Below are 17,593 nucleotides of genomic sequence, written 5' to 3'. Positions count from 1 at the left end.
GAGATCTCTTAAATCATCTTACAAAAAAAAGCCACTCAATTACGAGTGGCTTTAAATAATAATAATTTGAATTTATGTCTAGCTTTTGATTTCTACTAATTCTAATTCAAATGTAAGGTCATGTCCAGCTAAAGGATGATTAGCATCTACTACAATATGATCATCATTCACTTCAGCTACTCTTAATTGACGCTCAGAACCATCAGGATTTTGAGAAACTAATCCCATTCCTACTTCTGGCTTTATTTCTTCTGGAAGCTGATCTTTACCGACTTGTTGAAAAAGATCTTTTCTTACTTCGCCATAAGCTTCTTCTTTAGGAATTTCTATGGTTTTTTTCTCGCTTTCTTTCATATTGAGAACACCTGTTTCAAAACCTGGGATGATAGTACCTTCTCCAAGTGTAAATTCAATTGGTTCTCTTTCCAAAGAACTATCAAATACTTGACCTGTGGAAGCTAACTTACCAGTGTAATGTACTTTTACTGTGTCTTTTTCTTTTACTTGACTCATAATAATAAATTATTGATTTCTAATTAATTAGATTTCTACTTAAATTCATTGCAAAGGTATGATTATGACACCCAAACCCAATTTTATCACTACTTAATTCCTGATTTTAAAGGAATTTTAACCTTAGCGAAGAGGATAGTTGGTATAATTGAATTTAATTTCGCTCAATATATTTAAATATTTTATGGGAGAAAACAGCAAAAAGCCAGATCAGGTGGTTTATAATGAGGAAACCAACAAATACGAAGCAGGGCTATTGCCATATGCAACCAATTCTGGTGCTCCCAAAATTACTCCAACCGACTTAACTGGCTGGAAAAATTCGAATGTGAGTAAAGTCAATCATCAAATCAAAACTGAATACGAAGAGCTAAAAACCAAATATGAGAAGTTGATGGCTCAATATGAGTACAACAATCTTATTTATAGTGCTCAATTTAGTTTTGAACCAATTGTTGGCGAAATTTATCACCTCTACGAAAAGAAAAATGGAAGTATATTTTTATCTATCATTTCCCCTAACGAATGCAATTTTCAGTTTAAGGGTAGTTTTAAATTAAATGAAGATAAAATGTGGATCCACCTTGATAAAGAAACAAACCAAAAACCTATAAACCAAAACTCATGAAAAATTATAAATGGACACTCCTAGCTTTAGCGATAGTTTTCGCAGCTTGCAAATCTGAAACAAAAGATAAAGACAAGGAAGAAGAAAACGTAGAAGTCATTCAGGAAGATAATCCTGTTGAAGTAGTAGGAAAAGAAATTTCTTATGAATCAAATTCAACTGTTATGAATGGATACATTGCTCACAATAGTGTGCTGGAAGGTAGGAGACCTGGGATTATTGTTGTCCATGAATGGTGGGGACACGATAACTTTGCCAGAGAAAAAGCAGATGAACTCGCAGAAATGGGATACGTAGCTTTAGCTGTAGATATGTATGGTGAGGGTAAACAAGCCGAACATCCGGATGAGGCTATGGAGTTTTCTGGTAACGTGATGAAAAATTTTGATACTGCAAAACAAAGGTTCAACGCAGCCATGGAAACCCTAAAAGAAAGTGAATATGTAGATTCTGATAAGATATCTGCTATAGGATTTTGTTTTGGAGGTAGTGTTGCATTAGCCATGGCTAATGCTGGTGCAGATTTAGACGCTGTTGCAGTTTTTCATAGTGGTTTAGGATTGCCAGTAATGCCAAGTGAAGACTTAAAGGCCAAATTATTGATTCAGAATGGTGCAGAAGATATGATGATAACAGATGAGCAAGAAAGTGAGTTTAAAGCTCAACTGGATGCTGTCAATGCCGATTACGAGTACATTGCGTTCGAAGGTGTTAAGCATTCGTATACCAATAAAGATGCTGACAGTATAGCTAAGGAATATGATTTACCTTTAGCTTACGATGAAGAGGCTAGCAAAAAATCATGGGAAAATATGACTTTCTTTTTCAATGAAATTTACAATAGCAACTAGTTAAGTTTGTTGCAAATGAAAAGCCTGCTTGGTATCCTCTAAGCAGGCTTTTCTTATTTTCAAGTACAATTGTGAATTTTATTTATTTAAAATTTCCATGTACCTGTCAATTTTTGGAAGCAATAGAATGGTAGTTCGTCTATTTTTCGCTCTTCCTTCACTTGTAGAATTATCGGCTACAGGGTAATAATGAGATCTCCCGGATGCGATGAGACGATCGCCACCTACTTCAAATTTGTTTTCTAAAGTTCTTACCACAGATGCAGCTCTGCGAATACTTAAATCCCAATTATCTACGATGTAAGATTTTTCCGATAATTTCATATTATCTGCATGGCCTTCCACGCGAATATCCATATTTGGCTCGGAGTTTATAACTTCTGCGATTCTAGCCAGCAAATTATACGCCTTTTTGTCTACCCAGTAACTTCCGCTTTTAAATAGAACTTTATCTGTAAGCGTAATTCTCACTACAGGTTCTGCAACACTTACCTCTATAGCATCGTCAGCTTCTTTGTCTTCATCCTTCATTTGAGTTAGCAAATTGGACTTGATGTTGTAGCCAACTGCCAGGTTGATTGAGTCCTCAAGTGTTTTGGCTTTAGACCTTTGGTCTGCTGGCATTTTTGAAAACACCTTCCTCACATTAGCCTTGGTCGTTTCAGAAACTACTTGACCGTTTTCTGTCAATTCAATTTTGTTTTCTGAGTCTCCTTGCAACTGCGCAATTTTTTGTTTGTAAGACATTACCTCATCTTCAAGCTCAGCGTAATTTTCATTACATTCTTTACTGTCAGATTTCAAATTCGAAATCTCTTCCTGTAAGGCTGTTTTTTGGTTTTCAACTTGATTGTATTTCTTTTTTGATACACAAGCCGTCATTAAAACAGCAAATAAAACTGAAATAGTAGCAATTTTGGTCATAAGTAGTTAGTTTTGAGATAAATGTAAATATTTTTTTAAGAATAATCACAATTTTTTACCATAAGCCAGATCTCCAGCATCACCAAGCCCTGGAATGATATATCCTTTGTCATTCAATTTATCGTCTATAGCAGCAATCCAAAGATGAGCATCATCAGGTAAATAATTATTAATCAAATCAATTCCTGGTTGAGCTCCTACCACAGATAAAACGTGCACAGATTTTGGTTGTCCCATTTTTTGCAGGGCTTTCAATACATTGAGCATCGATAATCCTGTGGCCAGCATAGGATCTGCCAACACCAATATTTTCCCTTCCAGGCTAGGTGAGGAGAGGTATTCCACAATTATTTCAAATTCATCTTCAGTTGTTGCGTCTTCAGAAGTTTTCCTAAAAGCAGAGACGAATGCGCTGTCTGCTTCGTCAAAATAATTTAAAACTCCGTTATGTAAGGGCACTCCAGCTCTTAATATTGAACAGACAACTAAGTCATTGTTGATTTGATTGAAGGTTGATTCGCTTAAAGGTGTTTTGAAAGCTTGGGGTTGAAACCTTAAAGATTTACTCATTTCGTAACTCAAAATTTCACCAATGCGTTCAATATTTCTTCGGAATTTCATTCTGTCTTTCTGAATATTTTCATCTCGAATTTGATGTAGAAAATGATTCAATATAGAGTTGGTTTGACTTAGGTTATGAACTTTCATAGAGTGTTTTTTTTCAAAAGTAATTTATTTTAAGTCCAGAAACCAATGGATCTCAATTGATCTTAAGAGTTTAATCTTTGTTAATTGAATTTGGAATTGTCATGTATTTAGTAATTTGATGATCATTCAAAAAGAAACTAAAGTCATGGCAAAAAATGTAACTCAAAAACTAATTGAATCTCACCTAATTGAAGGTAAATTAAAGCCTGGAGAGGAGATTGGAATCAAGATAGATCAGGCATTGCTTCAGGATGCTACAGGTACTTTAGTACAACTGGAACTTGAAGCTATGGGATTGGACAGAGCAAAAACTGAAGTCGCTGTGCAATATGTGGATCACAACTTACTTCAGACAGATTTTAAAAATGCTGATGATCACAAATTCTTGAAATCAGCAGCTCAGCGATTTGGCCTTTGGTTCAGTCGTCCAGGGAATGGCGTGAGCCATCCTGTACATATGGAACGCTTTGGAAAACCTGGAAAAACTTTGGTGGGATCAGATTCTCACACCTGTGCGGCTGGATCTCTTGGGATGCTGGCCATTGGTACAGGAGGATTAGATGTAGCAGCAGCTATAGCAGGTCAGCCTTATTTTGTTAAAATGCCAAAAGTGATGGGCGTAAAGCTTACAGGAAAACTACCTGACTGGGTGAGTGCAAAAGATGTGGTTCTGGAAATGCTGAGACGACACGATGTCAAAGGTGGCGTAGGTAAAATCATCGAATATTATGGTGACGGACTAAAAGAACTCAGTGCCATGGACCGCCATGTCATCGCCAATATGGGTGCAGAATTGGGTGCTACAACCTCTGTATTTCCTAGTGATGAAGAAACCAAACGATTTTTGAAATCTCAGGAAAGAGAAGATGACTGGATAGAACTTTTGGCAGATGAAGGTTGTGAATACGATTTTCACGAGGAAATAGTTCTAGATGATTTGGTATCGCTTATCGCTTTACCAACCAGTCCTGGCAACGTAGTCCCAGTATCTGAAGTAGCAGGCAAAGCCATAAGCCAGGTAGTTATTGGTTCTTCAGCCAATCCGGGATTACGAGATTTCTGGGTAGCAAGTGCTATCGTGAAAGACAAAAGTGTGAGTCCGGAAGTAAGTTTTGATATTAACCCAACGTCTAGACAAATCATGCAAAACATGATTGAAAATAAAACTTTTGGGAACCTTATAAAATCTGGTGCAAGGTTCCATCAGTCAGGTTGCATGGGATGTATAGGAATGGGACAGGCACCAGCTAGTGGTACCATCAGTTTAAGAACTATGCCACGTAATTTTCCAGATCGTAGTGGGACCAAAGACGATCAGGTTCACCTTTGCAGTCCCGAAACTGCGGCCGCTTCTGCATTGATGGGAAAAATTACAGATCCCAGAGATATGGAAAAAGAATTTGATATGACTTATCCTAAATTTGAATATCCTACCTACGAAATCATTAATACAGATATGCTTGTAGCACCAATTGAGGATAATCAAAATGTGAAGCTGGAAAAAGGACCGAATATCAAGACATTACCAGAAATTCCAGAATTGGAAGATTCCTACAAAGTGCCTGTCTTACTTAAAATGGGAGATAACATTTCAACAGATGAAATTTTAAAGGCCGGAGCAGAAGTACTGCCTTTCAGAAGTAATCTACCAGAAATAAGTAAATATTCATTCATCGTTATCGATGATTCATTTTATGACAGAGCGATGGAAGCCAAAGTTTCCAGAGGTGGACATGTCGTGGTCGCTGCAGAAAATTATGCACAGGGATCTAGCCGTGAGCATGCGGCTTTGGCTCCTAAATATCTGGGTCAGGTGGCAGTCATTGCAAAAAGTTACGCCAGAATCGCGTGGCAAAACTTAGTCAATTTTGGTATTTTACCACTAGAATTTATAGATAAAAGTGATTATGATTTGATTGATCAAGGTGATGATATCGAACTAAAAAACGTTATCAATTCAGTTAAATCAAAAGAACCTATTGAAGTGGTTGTTCATAAAGCTGAAGGTGCCAACAAAGCTTTTAAAGCAAAACATACACTGAGTGATCGCCAAATTGAAGTACTTATCAGGGGTGGAATCATCAATGATTTCAAAGAGAAACTTTAATAGGTGAAATCATATCTCATAAAAAAAGCGCTCAGACGAGCGCTTTTTTTTTGCTATAAATTATTTTAGCTTCTAAGGAAGCTTAGCATCTTTAGAATCCATCTCCTGTAATTTCATAATATCATTGATACCTTCAACTTCAATGACTTTTTTTCCTCTCATCGCAATAGGATGCCTTAAAACCTGCGGATCGTGAACCAAAATCTTCAAAGCCTGATTTTCATCCAAAACAGGCTGCTCACTCAAAGTTTTCTGTATGTAGGGATGGTCTGTGTTAATAAGTTCTGAAGGTTGCTTGTCGAGTAATCTCGAAATTTCTCCCCACTGAGTTTCAGTAAGTTTCACTTCAGCCAAATTGATCAATACCTTTTCAGCTTTTGTAGCCTCCGCGACAGCGATGCTTTGTTTTGCAATTCTATTATCTGGATGATAATATAGTTTTAATTCATTATCACTCTTTGCTATAACTCCCATATCTTTGTTGCTCATGGTTAATACTATTTTTTTTCTAAAATAAACATTAATCCAGGGGTTCAGAAACTTTTAGGAATACTTTGAGGTTTAAAAAGATTAAGATTTTCGAACTTACACTTAAAAGAAAATTCAATGCAAGATCAAAACATAGCAATAGTAGGAGCGGGTCTTAGCGGCCTGGTAGCCGCTATAAATTTGGAACAGGCAGGGTTTAAGCCACAAATTTTTGAAGCAACAGATAGAGTAGGAGGCCGGGTCAAAACAGATTATAGAGACGGCTATCATTTCGACCATGGTTTCCAGGTCCTGCTCACCCAATATCCTGCAACACAGAAATATCTCAATTATGACTTACTGGACCTGCAAGCATTTTATTCTGGAGCTATTATATATAACAAAGGACGAGTCGATAAAATTGGTGATCCATTAAGACAATTCAGCTTGTTATTTCCAACCTTGACCTCCAAAATTGGAAGTGTAGCTGATAAACTGAAAGTTTTAAAACTCAACACCGAACTGAAAAAGAAATCTTTTGATGATATTTTTCTGGCCGAAGAAAAAACCACACTTCAATACCTGAAAGACTATGGTTTTTCTGAAGACATCATTCATAACTTCTTTAAGCCCTTTTTTACTGGTATTTTTCTGGAACATGAATTGAAAACCTCCTCTAGAAAATTTGAATTTGTCTACAAAATGTTTGGTGAGGGGAGTGCTACCATTCCCAAAAAAGGCATTCAGGCTATTCCAAACCAACTGATGGCTCAGCTCAAGCATACTAAAATTCACTTCAACACACCTGTAAAATCCATTCAAGATCAGGAAATTACATTTGGAAACGGTTCAACAGAAACTTTTGATTATGTGATTATCGCTACAGAAGCTTCACACCTCATTTCAAATCTGAACAATCAGCATACACTTTGGAAAAGCGTTGATAATTACTACGTTAGCGTTAAGCAGCGTGCCTTCAAAGAACCTATGATTGCTCTTATTGCTGATGAAGAAGCTCTGGTTAACAACATTTATTATGTATCAAAACCAAATGCTGAAGAACATCTGCTTTCTGTAAGTATTGTGAAACCTCACGAGTTATCCAAAGAAGAGCTGAAAGCTCGAATTACAGCAGATTTAAAAACTTTTGCAGATATTGAAACGATAGAATTTAAACAGTTTTATCACATCGAAAAAGCTTTGCCCGTTATGCAGACGGTAAATTATATGCTGCCAAAGTCGGAAACTCAGCTCAAAGATCAGGTGTTTTTAGCAGGAGATCATCTGGCCAATGGTTCGTTGAATGCGGCTATGCTAAATGGAGAATCTGCTGCTCAGGCGGTGATTTCCAAAATTAAAGACGGCATTATCAATTTGGGCTAATCTTAAAGCTTAACTTTAGGTATGAAATTTAACTTTAAATCTATCCAACTTTTTTTCACCTTACTCGGTGTAGTGGCCATGTTTTCATGTGAAATTCAACGGGAAGTATCATCTGAAGATAAAGCACGTTTAGACAAAATAATAGAAGACAGGTATTTTGAAATTGAAGCTGATGTTGCCAGACCTTTAGTGACTAATGCCTTAAACCAACTGGCAAACGCTGGTTTGTACAGACCAGGTGATAATGCCGCACAAATCAATTTACAGGGCAATTCCAATTATTTCAGATTTGAAGGTGACAGCGTTTCGGCCGATTTACCATACTATGGGGAACGACAAATGGGTGGTGGATATAACAGTAATTCAGGAATTGAGTTTGAAGGCGTTCCCAAAAACCTGAAGATTGAAAAGGAAGCGGATAAGAATGAATATTCTATAAAATTTGATATTAAAGAGGATTCCGAAAATTACCAAGTAACTTTGACGATATACTCAAACCTAAAAGCTTTAATTAACGTGAACAGCTCACAGCGGTTTCCAATTCGCTATGACGGAACCATAAAAGCTTTAGAACTTCCAGAGGAGAAGAAATAAATATAGATTACACAAATGCTGTTGGTTTATAATATTTCTATTTTACATAATATAAATTATAGGACAAACGTATAATTAACGCCATACAGCTAATAGAACTTTTTAAGGTCTGTTTGACATAGTTACAGACATGACTGCCTTTAGGCTCAATCGATTGTAATTATGTAATAGCGGTTAATGCTGTTCAAAATTAAAGATTGTAAGCAAAACTGTAATTTGTAGTATTTAGCGCATGGTAGAATCTTCTCCTATTGACAATTATAAACTAATTTATTTCACTCCAAATATCATACAATGCTGCCACGGTAGATTATCTATATTCTCAATCAGTTGGAATCCGTTAGCTCTAAATTCTTTGACGGCCTGGTCTTCACTCATTTTATGCAGGCGTTTGATAGGCACTGTGGGATCTTCAGCTCTGTATTCGATAAGATAAATTTTACCATCAGCTTTTAGAGCTTTTTTCATAGACGCCAGCATTTCAACTGGATACTCAAACTCGTGATAGACATCCACCATCAGGATTTTATCCACCGAGTTTTCAGGTAAATTCGCACTTTGTTCTGTGCCTTTGATGAATTGAATGTGGTCTTCTTTTGCTTTTTTATTTTTTTCGTTCATCGCCTCTATCATCTCCGACTGGATATCGACGGCAAACACTTCACCATCACTGACTTTAGGAGCTATTTTGAAGACATGATAGCCTGAGCCGGCACCAATATCGGCTACGGCATCGGTGGATTTGAGTTGCATGTTTTTTAAAAGGCTGCTGGTTTCTTCTTCCTGTTCCCGGTCGGAACGTTCCAGCCAGGCCATGCCCTGGTAACCCATAACGTGGGAGATTTCTCGGCCTTTGTACCATTTTCCAATCCCCGAAGGATCGCCATTTTTGAAGTCGTAAGGGTAGTTTTGGGAGTCGGTTTGAGCCTGAACTTTAGTGAGTGGAGACATCAACATCAAAAGGCATAATACAAACAGAGCTTTATTTAGCATCATCGTTTTAATTTTTAGAGGTCAACTAAGTTAAGCACTAGGCGGTGAAAAATTATTAAGGGGAATATAAATTAAAAGTATTGACCACGGAGTCACAGAGGTCACAGAGAACTTTTCCTTTGTCTTCTTTATGCCTTTGTGGTAAAAAAATCATTTGAAAATTATCCAAGGACCTGCCTGCGTTCCATTTTAAACCGCAGACTCGCAGAGGATACAGAGTTAAGTTCACCACGGAGTCACAGAGGTCACAGAGAACTTTTCCTTTGTGTTCTTTGTGCCTTTGTGGTAAAAAAAACATTTAAAAATTATCCACGGATCTGCCTGCGTTCGATTCCGACAGGTAGTGTCACGGAGGCCACAGAAAACTTTAATCCCATTGTGTACTTTTTGGTGGTTTAAAAACTAGTTAGAATATTGCTTTCAATTTGTTAATCCCTCCCTGTAACGACTCTCAAACATTTATATTTATCCTTTCAAATTCGAATGCAACACAGTGGAACAAATCAAAGCTTTTTTAGATCAAATCGTTGACATTTCTCCTTCAGATTGGGCATATTTCACCTCAAAACTACAACCCAGGTCCTTTCCAAAAAAGACTAACTTCTTAAAGCTAAATAAAGTGGAAAATCACATCTCCTTTATAGAATCTGGCGTTGTTCGTCTCTACATCCCCAAAGAAGATCCCGATAAAGAAATCACTTTTGGCTTTTGTTTTAAAGATGAATTTGTAAGTGCTTACGATTCATTTCTCACTCGAAAGCCTTCAGCCTATCAGTTGCAGACCCTTACGGATACAAAAATGATGAGCATTACTTACGAAGACTTGCAGCAAGTCTACAAGCACACGCAAATTGGAAATTTCATTGGTCGGCTCACAGCAGAACGCCTGTTCTTGATCAAATCCAAGCGTGAACAACACCTGCTCAACCTTTCTGCTAAAGAGCGGTATTTGAATTTATTCAAGGAACGACCAGAATTGTTAAAAGAAGTACCGTTGAAGTATATTAGTTCTTACATCGGAGTCACCTCACAAGCCTTAAGCCGAATCAGAAAGCAGCTTTAAGTATCGCTTTTATTGATCTAGGTTCATTGTTTCGGGATCAACAAGCCACTACCTTTGCAAAAAAAGATTATGTGGATCCTTCTTTTCGTTGCGGTACTGTGGTATGGAGGTTTGTTTTTCCAATCCTTCTTTTTACACCGTTACGCAGCTCATCAGGTGTTTACGATGTCCAAATCTATGGAACGCCTTACTTATGTATTAACCTGGATTTTTCAAGGCCCTAGCTATTTGAGTGCTTACGGGTATGGTATTATGCACCGTATGCATCATGCTTACACCGATACCGAAAAAGATCCCCACTCACCTTCTCATGACCCCAATTTGTTTGCGATGATGTGGAAAACCAAAAAAATCTATCAGGAGATCAATACTCAGCAAGTCCCTGTGGATGATCGATTTACGAAAAACGTTCCGCAATGGGAGGGTTTTGACTTGTTTGCCAGTTCCAGGCTGTCGCGTTTACTCTGGGTTGGAGCCTATATTACTTTCTTTACGTTTTTCGCCACAACTTGGTGGGAATGGGCTTTATTACCAATTACTTTTTTGATGGCCCCGATTCACGGAGTGATCATCAATTGGTTTGGTCATATTTTTGGTTATGTGAACCATCAGATGAAAAACACCAGCAAGAACCTCTTTCGTTTTGACTTTTTAATGATGGGGGAAGGTTATCACAACAACCACCATAAACATGCAAGCCGAGCTAATTTTGGAGAAAAGTGGTATGAGATTGACATCACCTACTTAATCATAAGGGTTTTGGATACATTTGGCTTAATTAAACTAAAATCGATAAAAGTTAAGGATTAAGTTTATTTTGAACTTAGTACAAAGACTAGTAATACAGAAGAATTGTTTAACCGCGGAGGCACAAAGAACACTGAGGTATTAAGAATCATAAATATCCATTCAAAACTCCTTTTAGACTATTCTTTAAAAGTAATTCGTAAAATTGATTAGTACTTAATTAAAAAATAATTATTAACTCACCACAGAGGCACAGAGCACACAAAGAATTTTAATCAAATATTAATCGTTGGTTTAATTAGTGGCTTTGCGGTCAACTTTCACAAATAACCGTTCAAAACTCTTTTTAGTCCGTTTTTGAGTAGTACTTCATTGAAATTGATTAACAATCCGAGCTTTAAGTCTTTTAATTTTAAGTAGGTCAATAACTGTGCTGTGTGAATATCAGCAAGTACTTCAACACTTTTAATTTCAATGATAATTTTATTTTCTACCAAAAGGTCAATACTATAATCTGCATTGAGTCTCACCTCTTTGTAAATAACTGGTAAGGCTACTTGTTGCTGTAGGTTAAGTCCGATTTGCTTAAGCTCATAAGCTAAACACGTTTCATAAGTGCTTTCAAGTAATCCTGGACCAAGTTGCCTGTGAACTTCTATAGCAGCCCCAATAATTTTTGTAGCAAGATCATTTTCATACACGAGTTAGAGTATTAAAAGAAAGTCTAATTTACAAATTTTATCTATTTGATTATAACCACAGAGAAACTGAGTTCACAGAGGTTTGAATGTAAAGTTCATTTTTCCCTCTGTGTTCTCCGTGACCCTGCCTTCCAAAGTGAAATGCAGGCAGGTTTGTGGTGAATTAATACTTTATTTAACCAGATAAATATTGAATTCGAAAAGCTTTTTTTAAAGGTTCAGATTCCTATGTGCTATCCTTGAATCTGCAGTGAAACAACTTTTATAAAAAAATAAACTAGAAATCTAAGCCTCTACATTTTCACGTTTGGCCATTCTAAAGGTATAATTTGGATAAATCGAGCGTTTAGCAAAACGGTTCAACTTATTGCTATTAATCATTTTGATAAAGACAGGTTTAGTCACTCCGAAATATTCATAAGTTGTTCCATCCATAAATGTAATTTCCAGCAACATACCTTTATGTTGAAAATCGGCAATTCCTGAATTTATGCTTTTAGAATACTGTTCAGCATTGGCCAAAATCGTTTCTGGTGCAATACTTACTAAAAAATGATACCCGTCGATGATACGTCTGCTTTGGATTTCGGCTTCGGCCTGACGTTCATCACCTGCCTGAAACTTATCTGGATGCCATTCCTTTACCAGAACTCGGTATGCCTTTTTCAAAGGCTTTAACTCGATTTGCCTTTCAACTCCAAAGAGTTTTTTGTATTCTGCTATTCGTTTCATTCGTGTGCTATTAAAGTTTGCAAAAGTAGGCTTAAAAAGCCTATGAAAAACATCCAGTGAATTTTAAGTCTAAGATTTATTTTAATCATAATTCCTCCGCTTTCCGTGGCTAATTAGGCGCTTAAATCAGTATTTAAAATTTACCACAGACCTGCCTGCATTTCACTTCGGAAGGCAGGGACATAAAGGCTACTGAGTTTCTCTTAGCGAACTCAGCGCCATTGCGGTAAAATTATTTTTCAAAGTATCATCACAAAATTACTACGGAACCGTAGTGAGCGTAGGGATAAATTCACCACGGAAGTGCTAAGTAAGTTATTCAACTAATAGCTATTACTCCCGATACCCTTCAGCTTGTAATTCGAATAACTCGGCGTACAATTGTGGTTTAGCCAGTAACTCTTCGTGGGTGCCCATCTCCAGGATTTGTCCATTTTTTAAGACTAAAATTCGATCTGCCATTCTCACCGTGGAGAAGCGATGCGAAATAATGATGCTGGTGCGGTCTTCGGTTAAGGCAATAAATCGCTGAAACACCTGTGATTCTGCTCTGGCATCCAGGGCTGAAGTTGGTTCATCGAGTATGATAATCGGCGCATCCGACATATAGGCTCTGGCCAAAGCGATTTTCTGCCACTGACCACCAGAGAGCTCTGCTCCTTTCCGGAAACGCCGTCCCAAGCCCTGGTTATAGCCTTCGGGCAGACTTTCGATCACATCATTAGCCAGACTTTGCACCGCGGCATTTTTGATTTTTTCGGTATTGTGTTCTTCCTCAATATTCCCCACTGCTATATTGATTTTAGCCGTTAAGTAATACTTCACAAAGTCCTGAAAAATAGCACCTAACATTTTCTGATAGTCTTGTTTGCGGTACTCCTGAACAGGAACGCCGTCCATCAAAATTTGACCTTCAGTGGGATCGTATAGCCGGAGTAACAGTTTAATCAAGGTTGTTTTTCCAGCACCATTCTCCCCTACCAGCGCTAATTTCTCACCTTTGATCAAGTCAAAAGAAATGTTGGTCAACACATTTTTATCTGACTGTGGATACCTGAAACTTACATTTTCAAATCGGATGCTGTGCTTAAACTCCGTCGGGCCTTCACGATACTGCTCTGGATTCTCTCCGCTGAAATCCATATCGATAAACTCAAAGTAATCCTGCAAATACATGGCGCTTTCTGTAATATTAGAAAATCTTGAAAACACGGTCTGCAATTGACTTCGAAGTCGGCTGAACGACCCTGCTAAGAAGGTTAAGTCACCGATAGTGACAAAACCAGCTACAGCTTTAAGTACAATAAATACATATGCGCCATAATAGGCCAAATCTCCTAGGATGTGAAAGGTACCGCCCCACAAACTCTTCTTGATGGATAGTTTTTTGTTCGCTTTGTAATATTTATCGGAGATGCGTTTAAAGGTGTTGCTGATAAAATCTGCCAGACCAAACAGTTTAATTTCTTTAGCGGTGATATCACTGGCACCAATCATTCGCATATAATCCAACTCCCGACGTTCAGGCGTCCAGCTCTTTTGAAGGGAATACGTCGACTGACTGTATTTTAGTTCGTTGATAAACGATGGGATAATAGAAATGACTAATAATAAAATCAGAATAGGATAGAAATAAATCAGTCCGGAAATCAGCGAAATGATGGTAATGATATCCTGAATTTGTGCCAAAACATTGGACATCAGCGACACTCGGCTAGTGGTTTGCTGTCTCGCCCGCTCGAGTTTATCATAAAACTCGGAGTCTTCCAGACTGGCTAATTCAACCTTAGCTGTTTTCTGAATCAGTTCTATGGAGGACGTATTGGAATACAAATCCCCTAAAAGACCATCAGTCAGACCAATTAATCGATTGAACACATCACTGAAAATCGCCAGAACTAGCTCAATACCAATGAGCCAGTAGAGACGTGTTAGGTCTTTGTCATCTAGATCTACCTGAAAAATAACTTCGTCGATGATTTCCTTACCCACCCATAACAAGGCGATAGGAATCAAAGATTTCAGTAGTCTCAAGAACACATTGGCAATAAAAAGCCCCGGATGCGTACGGTAGACTTTACTTAGGAACCTGGGAACAAATTTGAGAGATGCAAAATTGCTCTTTTTCTCGCGAGCTTTAGCCATATATGGGTTATCAATTGTATTGAGTAATTTCACGCAAAGAACGCAAAGCTTATCGCAAAGGTATAAAAGTCAGAAGCATTTCAACTTTACTTTATGCTTTGATGCGTATTTCAAAAATGAATTCTTATAAAATCACTCCATCTACAAATTCACTCACAAACTCACTGACTCAATAACTACTTACTTTAAGTTCATCACCGCTTCACCCATCAAAGCAGACTCTTTGCATTTAAAATTCAGTATGGTCATTTTGAGATGTCTTTTCTCTTTGTTCTATCCTCTTTGTTCTTTTCTCTTTGTTCTTAATTCTCATTCTCAGTCAAGAATCCTAATGCGCACTTTTTTAGTTTTCAACCTGGAGTTGTTTAATTTATCTACTAATTCCTCAGCCAGACTAGAAGGAACACCTACAAATGCACAGTCGGGTTTCAGTTCTATAGTCCCAAGCTGATCTTTATGGAGTCCACCTTGTTTAAAAAACAATCCGGCTATATCGCCTTTTGAAATCTTATCTCTGCGGCCTCCTGAAACAAACAAAGTTTCCCAATGTCTGGGTTTCAGGACTGCTTTTTTAGAGATATCGGCACTGCTCACCTCACCAATAAAATCTGGTAAAGACTCGCGTTCTCCTTTTAAGATATAAGCCGTTCCTTTAGCATCCACTCTGGCTGTTCTCCCATTTCTGTGAATAAATTCTTCCTCGTGACGCGGGAGTTCGTAGTGAATGATAAACTGCATTTCCGGAATATCAATCCCTCTGGAAGCCAGGTCGGTAGCCACTAAGAGTTGTGAGCTTCCATTTCTAAATTTAATCAAGGCCCGTTCCCGGTCTTTTTGCTCCATCATCCCTGAAAAACAGGTATGACTGATATCGTGCTGATTCAGGTAAGTACTCACTTTCTCTATGCTTTCTCTCAAATTACAGAAGACAATGCCCTGACGATTGCCTACATGCTGAACCAGTTCTACCAAGGTTTTTAATTTGTTTGGGTTTGGAGAAATCACTGTTCTAAGGCTTAATTTAGAATTGCGTTTGTTGTCTAAATAGTTCACGATTGTCGGCTTTTCTAAACCCACGAAATTTGGAATTTTAACGCCTTGGGTTGCGGAGGTTAATATCCGCTTAGAGAGGTTGGGCAACTGACCTATAATCGATTTCATGTCCTCTTCAAAGCCCACTTCCAAAGATTTGTCAAACTCATCCAGAACCAGGGTTTTAATGCTTGCTTTAGAAAATTGATCGCGGTTAAAGTGATCTAAAATTCTTCCTGGTGTTCCAATAAGTATAGCGGGATGGTGTTTGATTTCGATTTTATCCTTGGATACAGGCCTGCCTCCGTAAACGGCATTAACTTTATAACCTGAGCCCATCGAACGAATCACCTGTTCAATTTGAATAGCCAATTCTCTGGACGGTACCAAAATTAAAGCCTGAACGTCTGGAGATTCTGGATCCAGCATTTCCAATAAAGGCAATGAAAAGGCCAAAGTTTTACCAGTTCCTGTTGGAGACAACAGCAAGGTATTCGCTTTGGTTTCTATCAAGGGAATAGCTTCCGCCTGCATGGGGTTCAACGTCTGTATATTGAGTTTTTGTAAAATCTCTTCCTGTGACTTTATAGAATTTGCCATTGGCTTTTTATTTTTTAGAAGGTTCAGTGCTTGTGTGCTCAGTCTTAGCTTGCGCCAACTGATAAGCCAGTACTTTATCGATGAGTTCTTCTTTGGTTAAATGATGGAAGATCGATTGGATCTTAGTTCTGAATTCGGAAGAGACCTCCCGATTGGGTTTGGTTTTAAATATCTTTTTAGCCCATAATAAGGCATTGTTTTCTTCAAGACTTTGAGGGTCTGCTTTGGTCACTTCGTGAAAGGTTATTCCCAATTCACTTTCGAAGTTAGCCAACTCCACGACTTCATCCTGCTGTAAAACCGTAAATGAAAGTCCTTCTGCTCCTGCTCTGGCAGTCCGTCCGCTTCTATGGACATAGGCTTCGTATGTATCTGGCAAATGGTAATTGACCACAAAGGAAACCGCCTTCACATCAATGCCCCGAGCTGCGAGATCGGTAGCGACCAAGATGTCAATATGCCCTTCTCTAAACTGTCCCAAAACACGATCCCTTATCCCTTGCGTAAGACTCCCGTGTATAGCTCCTGAAGAAAATTTATTGATGGCTAACTTTTTCGCCAGTTTATTGACCGCCGCTTTAGTCTTACAAAAAATGATGCCTCTTTGCCCAAGTCTGGAATTTAAAAAATACAGTAATACCTCCAGCTTTTCTATGGGTTCCACAACGACATAGCGATGGTCAATGCCTTGGTGACCTACTGTGGACATACCTACATTGATTTGGAGAACATCCGGAGACATGGCATTTTGTATGATTTGTTTTAGGCTTCCTGGAAGCGTAGCTGTAAACAGGAATGTTCTTCTCGTTTTAGGCAAAGCTTTAAGGATCGAGTCCACTTCTGTCTTTAGAGCACTTAGCATTTCGTCCGCTTCATCTAAGACCAAATGTGTAATGCAACTCAAATCTATAGCCTCTCGTTTTACAAGATCCAATAAGCGGCCAGGTGTAGCCACAATAAGAGAGGGAGTCTGCTTTAGGGCTTCTACTTGAGATTTTATAGGCGTTCCGCCAGTTAAAGCTAGCATGGGAAGCGGGTCGGAATACTGAGCAAATGCGACCAGCTGCTGATGAATTTGTTGAGCGAGTTCTCTGGTGGGAGCCAAAACAAGCACCTGCATTTCACTTGTTTTTAACTTGAGTAACTGAAGTAAGGGCAAACCATAGGCCGCTGTTTTTCCTGTTCCCGTTTTGGATAAAACGACAAGATCTTGGTTTTGATTTAAAATATGAGGAATGGTTTCTTTCTGAACCTCCGTAGGTATACTGATCCGTAACTCCGATAAAGCTTTTTGTAAAGACTCCTCTATGTTTAATTCTGAAAACTGCTTTGACATGTAAAAATTTTTGCAAAGGTAAGACTTTGCAAGCCTTAAAAAGCGTTCAGATCAATAATGAATCTAAC

Annotated in this window: 17 protein-coding genes; 7 read left to right on the top strand and 10 right to left on the bottom strand. The window is 38.1% G+C overall.

Translation table 11 applies throughout. The annotated features are described in order from the left end of the window. Window positions 1-78: 78 nt before the first annotated feature. On the bottom strand, window positions 79-513 hold the full coding sequence (locus LB454_RS00535; protein ID WP_224462357.1) for an FKBP-type peptidyl-prolyl cis-trans isomerase: 435 nt from the start codon (window positions 511-513) through the stop codon (window positions 79-81). A gap of 184 nt (window positions 514-697) precedes the next feature. Here LB454_RS00535 and LB454_RS00530 point away from each other — a divergent pair, with 184 nt between their 5' ends. Together LB454_RS00530 and LB454_RS00525 are read left to right on the top strand one after the other, a co-directional pair. Then, window positions 698-1,141, top strand: coding sequence for a DUF2452 domain-containing protein (locus LB454_RS00530; protein WP_224462356.1), 444 nt, complete (start codon window positions 698-700; stop codon window positions 1,139-1,141). Beyond that, entirely contained in the window at window positions 1,138-1,992 is an 855-nt protein-coding gene (locus LB454_RS00525) for a dienelactone hydrolase family protein (RefSeq protein WP_224462355.1), read from the top strand. The genes LB454_RS00530 and LB454_RS00525 overlap by 4 nt, the downstream gene beginning before the upstream one ends. A 78-nt stretch (window positions 1,993-2,070) precedes the next feature. Here LB454_RS00525 and LB454_RS00520 read toward each other — a convergent pair whose 3' ends face one another. Together LB454_RS00520 and upp are read right to left on the bottom strand one after the other, a co-directional pair. After that, complete coding sequence (locus tag LB454_RS00520) at window positions 2,071-2,916, bottom strand: OmpA/MotB family protein (RefSeq protein ID WP_224462354.1); 846 nt, start codon at window positions 2,914-2,916, stop codon at window positions 2,071-2,073. Window positions 2,917-2,961: 45 nt separating this feature from the next. Then, entirely contained in the window at window positions 2,962-3,624 is a 663-nt protein-coding gene (gene upp / locus LB454_RS00515; RefSeq protein ID WP_224462353.1) for a uracil phosphoribosyltransferase, read from the bottom strand. Between the two features lie 145 nt (window positions 3,625-3,769). Here upp and LB454_RS00510 point away from each other — a divergent pair, with 145 nt between their 5' ends. After that, window positions 3,770-5,731: an aconitate hydratase gene (locus LB454_RS00510; RefSeq protein ID WP_224462352.1), complete on the top strand. Its 1,962-nt coding sequence runs from the start codon at window positions 3,770-3,772 to the stop codon at window positions 5,729-5,731. A 72-nt stretch (window positions 5,732-5,803) separates the two neighbouring features. Here the strand turns inward: LB454_RS00510 and LB454_RS00505 are convergent, their stop codons facing one another. Then, window positions 5,804-6,220 (bottom strand): arsenate reductase family protein, encoded by a 417-nt coding sequence (locus LB454_RS00505; RefSeq protein WP_224462351.1) that lies wholly within the window; start codon window positions 6,218-6,220, stop codon window positions 5,804-5,806. A 117-nt stretch (window positions 6,221-6,337) separates the two neighbouring features. Here LB454_RS00505 and LB454_RS00500 point away from each other — a divergent pair, with 117 nt between their 5' ends. Then, the gene (locus LB454_RS00500; protein ID WP_224462350.1) at window positions 6,338-7,582 is read left to right on the top strand and encodes an NAD(P)/FAD-dependent oxidoreductase; all 1,245 of its coding nucleotides are present in this window, start codon (window positions 6,338-6,340) and stop codon (window positions 7,580-7,582) included. A gap of 21 nt (window positions 7,583-7,603) precedes the next feature. Further along, window positions 7,604-8,176 (top strand): DUF4251 domain-containing protein, encoded by a 573-nt coding sequence (locus LB454_RS00495; protein ID WP_224462349.1) that lies wholly within the window; start codon window positions 7,604-7,606, stop codon window positions 8,174-8,176. A 270-nt stretch (window positions 8,177-8,446) separates the two neighbouring features. On the opposite strand, the gene LB454_RS00490 is transcribed toward LB454_RS00495, so the two are convergent. Continuing rightward, complete coding sequence (locus LB454_RS00490) at window positions 8,447-9,172, bottom strand: class I SAM-dependent methyltransferase (RefSeq protein WP_224462348.1); 726 nt, start codon at window positions 9,170-9,172, stop codon at window positions 8,447-8,449. 490 nt (window positions 9,173-9,662) lie between these two features. On the opposite strand from LB454_RS00490, the gene LB454_RS00485 reads away from it, so the two are divergent. After that, window positions 9,663-10,232 (top strand): Crp/Fnr family transcriptional regulator, encoded by a 570-nt coding sequence (locus LB454_RS00485; RefSeq protein ID WP_224462347.1) that lies wholly within the window; start codon window positions 9,663-9,665, stop codon window positions 10,230-10,232. A gap of 69 nt (window positions 10,233-10,301) precedes the next feature. Then, window positions 10,302-11,042, top strand: coding sequence for an acyl-CoA desaturase (locus LB454_RS00480; RefSeq protein WP_224462346.1), 741 nt, complete (start codon window positions 10,302-10,304; stop codon window positions 11,040-11,042). A gap of 257 nt (window positions 11,043-11,299) precedes the next feature. Here the strand turns inward: LB454_RS00480 and LB454_RS00475 are convergent, their stop codons facing one another. The 5 genes from LB454_RS00475 to LB454_RS00455 form a co-directional block, all read right to left on the bottom strand. After that, entirely contained in the window at window positions 11,300-11,680 is a 381-nt protein-coding gene (locus LB454_RS00475) for a GxxExxY protein (protein ID WP_224462345.1), read from the bottom strand. A gap of 285 nt (window positions 11,681-11,965) precedes the next feature. Further along, entirely contained in the window at window positions 11,966-12,412 is a 447-nt protein-coding gene (locus LB454_RS00470) for a KTSC domain-containing protein (RefSeq protein WP_224462344.1), read from the bottom strand. A 333-nt stretch (window positions 12,413-12,745) separates the two neighbouring features. After that, entirely contained in the window at window positions 12,746-14,557 is a 1,812-nt protein-coding gene (locus tag LB454_RS00465) for an ABC transporter ATP-binding protein (RefSeq protein WP_224463849.1), read from the bottom strand. 315 nt (window positions 14,558-14,872) lie between these two features. Next, window positions 14,873-16,189, bottom strand: coding sequence for a DEAD/DEAH box helicase (locus tag LB454_RS00460; protein WP_224462343.1), 1,317 nt, complete (start codon window positions 16,187-16,189; stop codon window positions 14,873-14,875). Window positions 16,190-16,196: 7 nt separating this feature from the next. Then, window positions 16,197-17,525 (bottom strand): DEAD/DEAH box helicase, encoded by a 1,329-nt coding sequence (locus tag LB454_RS00455; RefSeq protein WP_224462342.1) that lies wholly within the window; start codon window positions 17,523-17,525, stop codon window positions 16,197-16,199. Window positions 17,526-17,593: the final 68 nt, after the last annotated feature.

Origin of the sequence: Psychroflexus montanilacus, assembly GCF_020164535.1 — a bacterium.
Taxonomy (GTDB): domain Bacteria; phylum Bacteroidota; class Bacteroidia; order Flavobacteriales; family Flavobacteriaceae; genus Psychroflexus; species Psychroflexus montanilacus.
The sequence above is the reverse complement of the archived record's forward strand: the minus strand, read 5'-3'. Positions and strand labels throughout refer to the sequence as shown.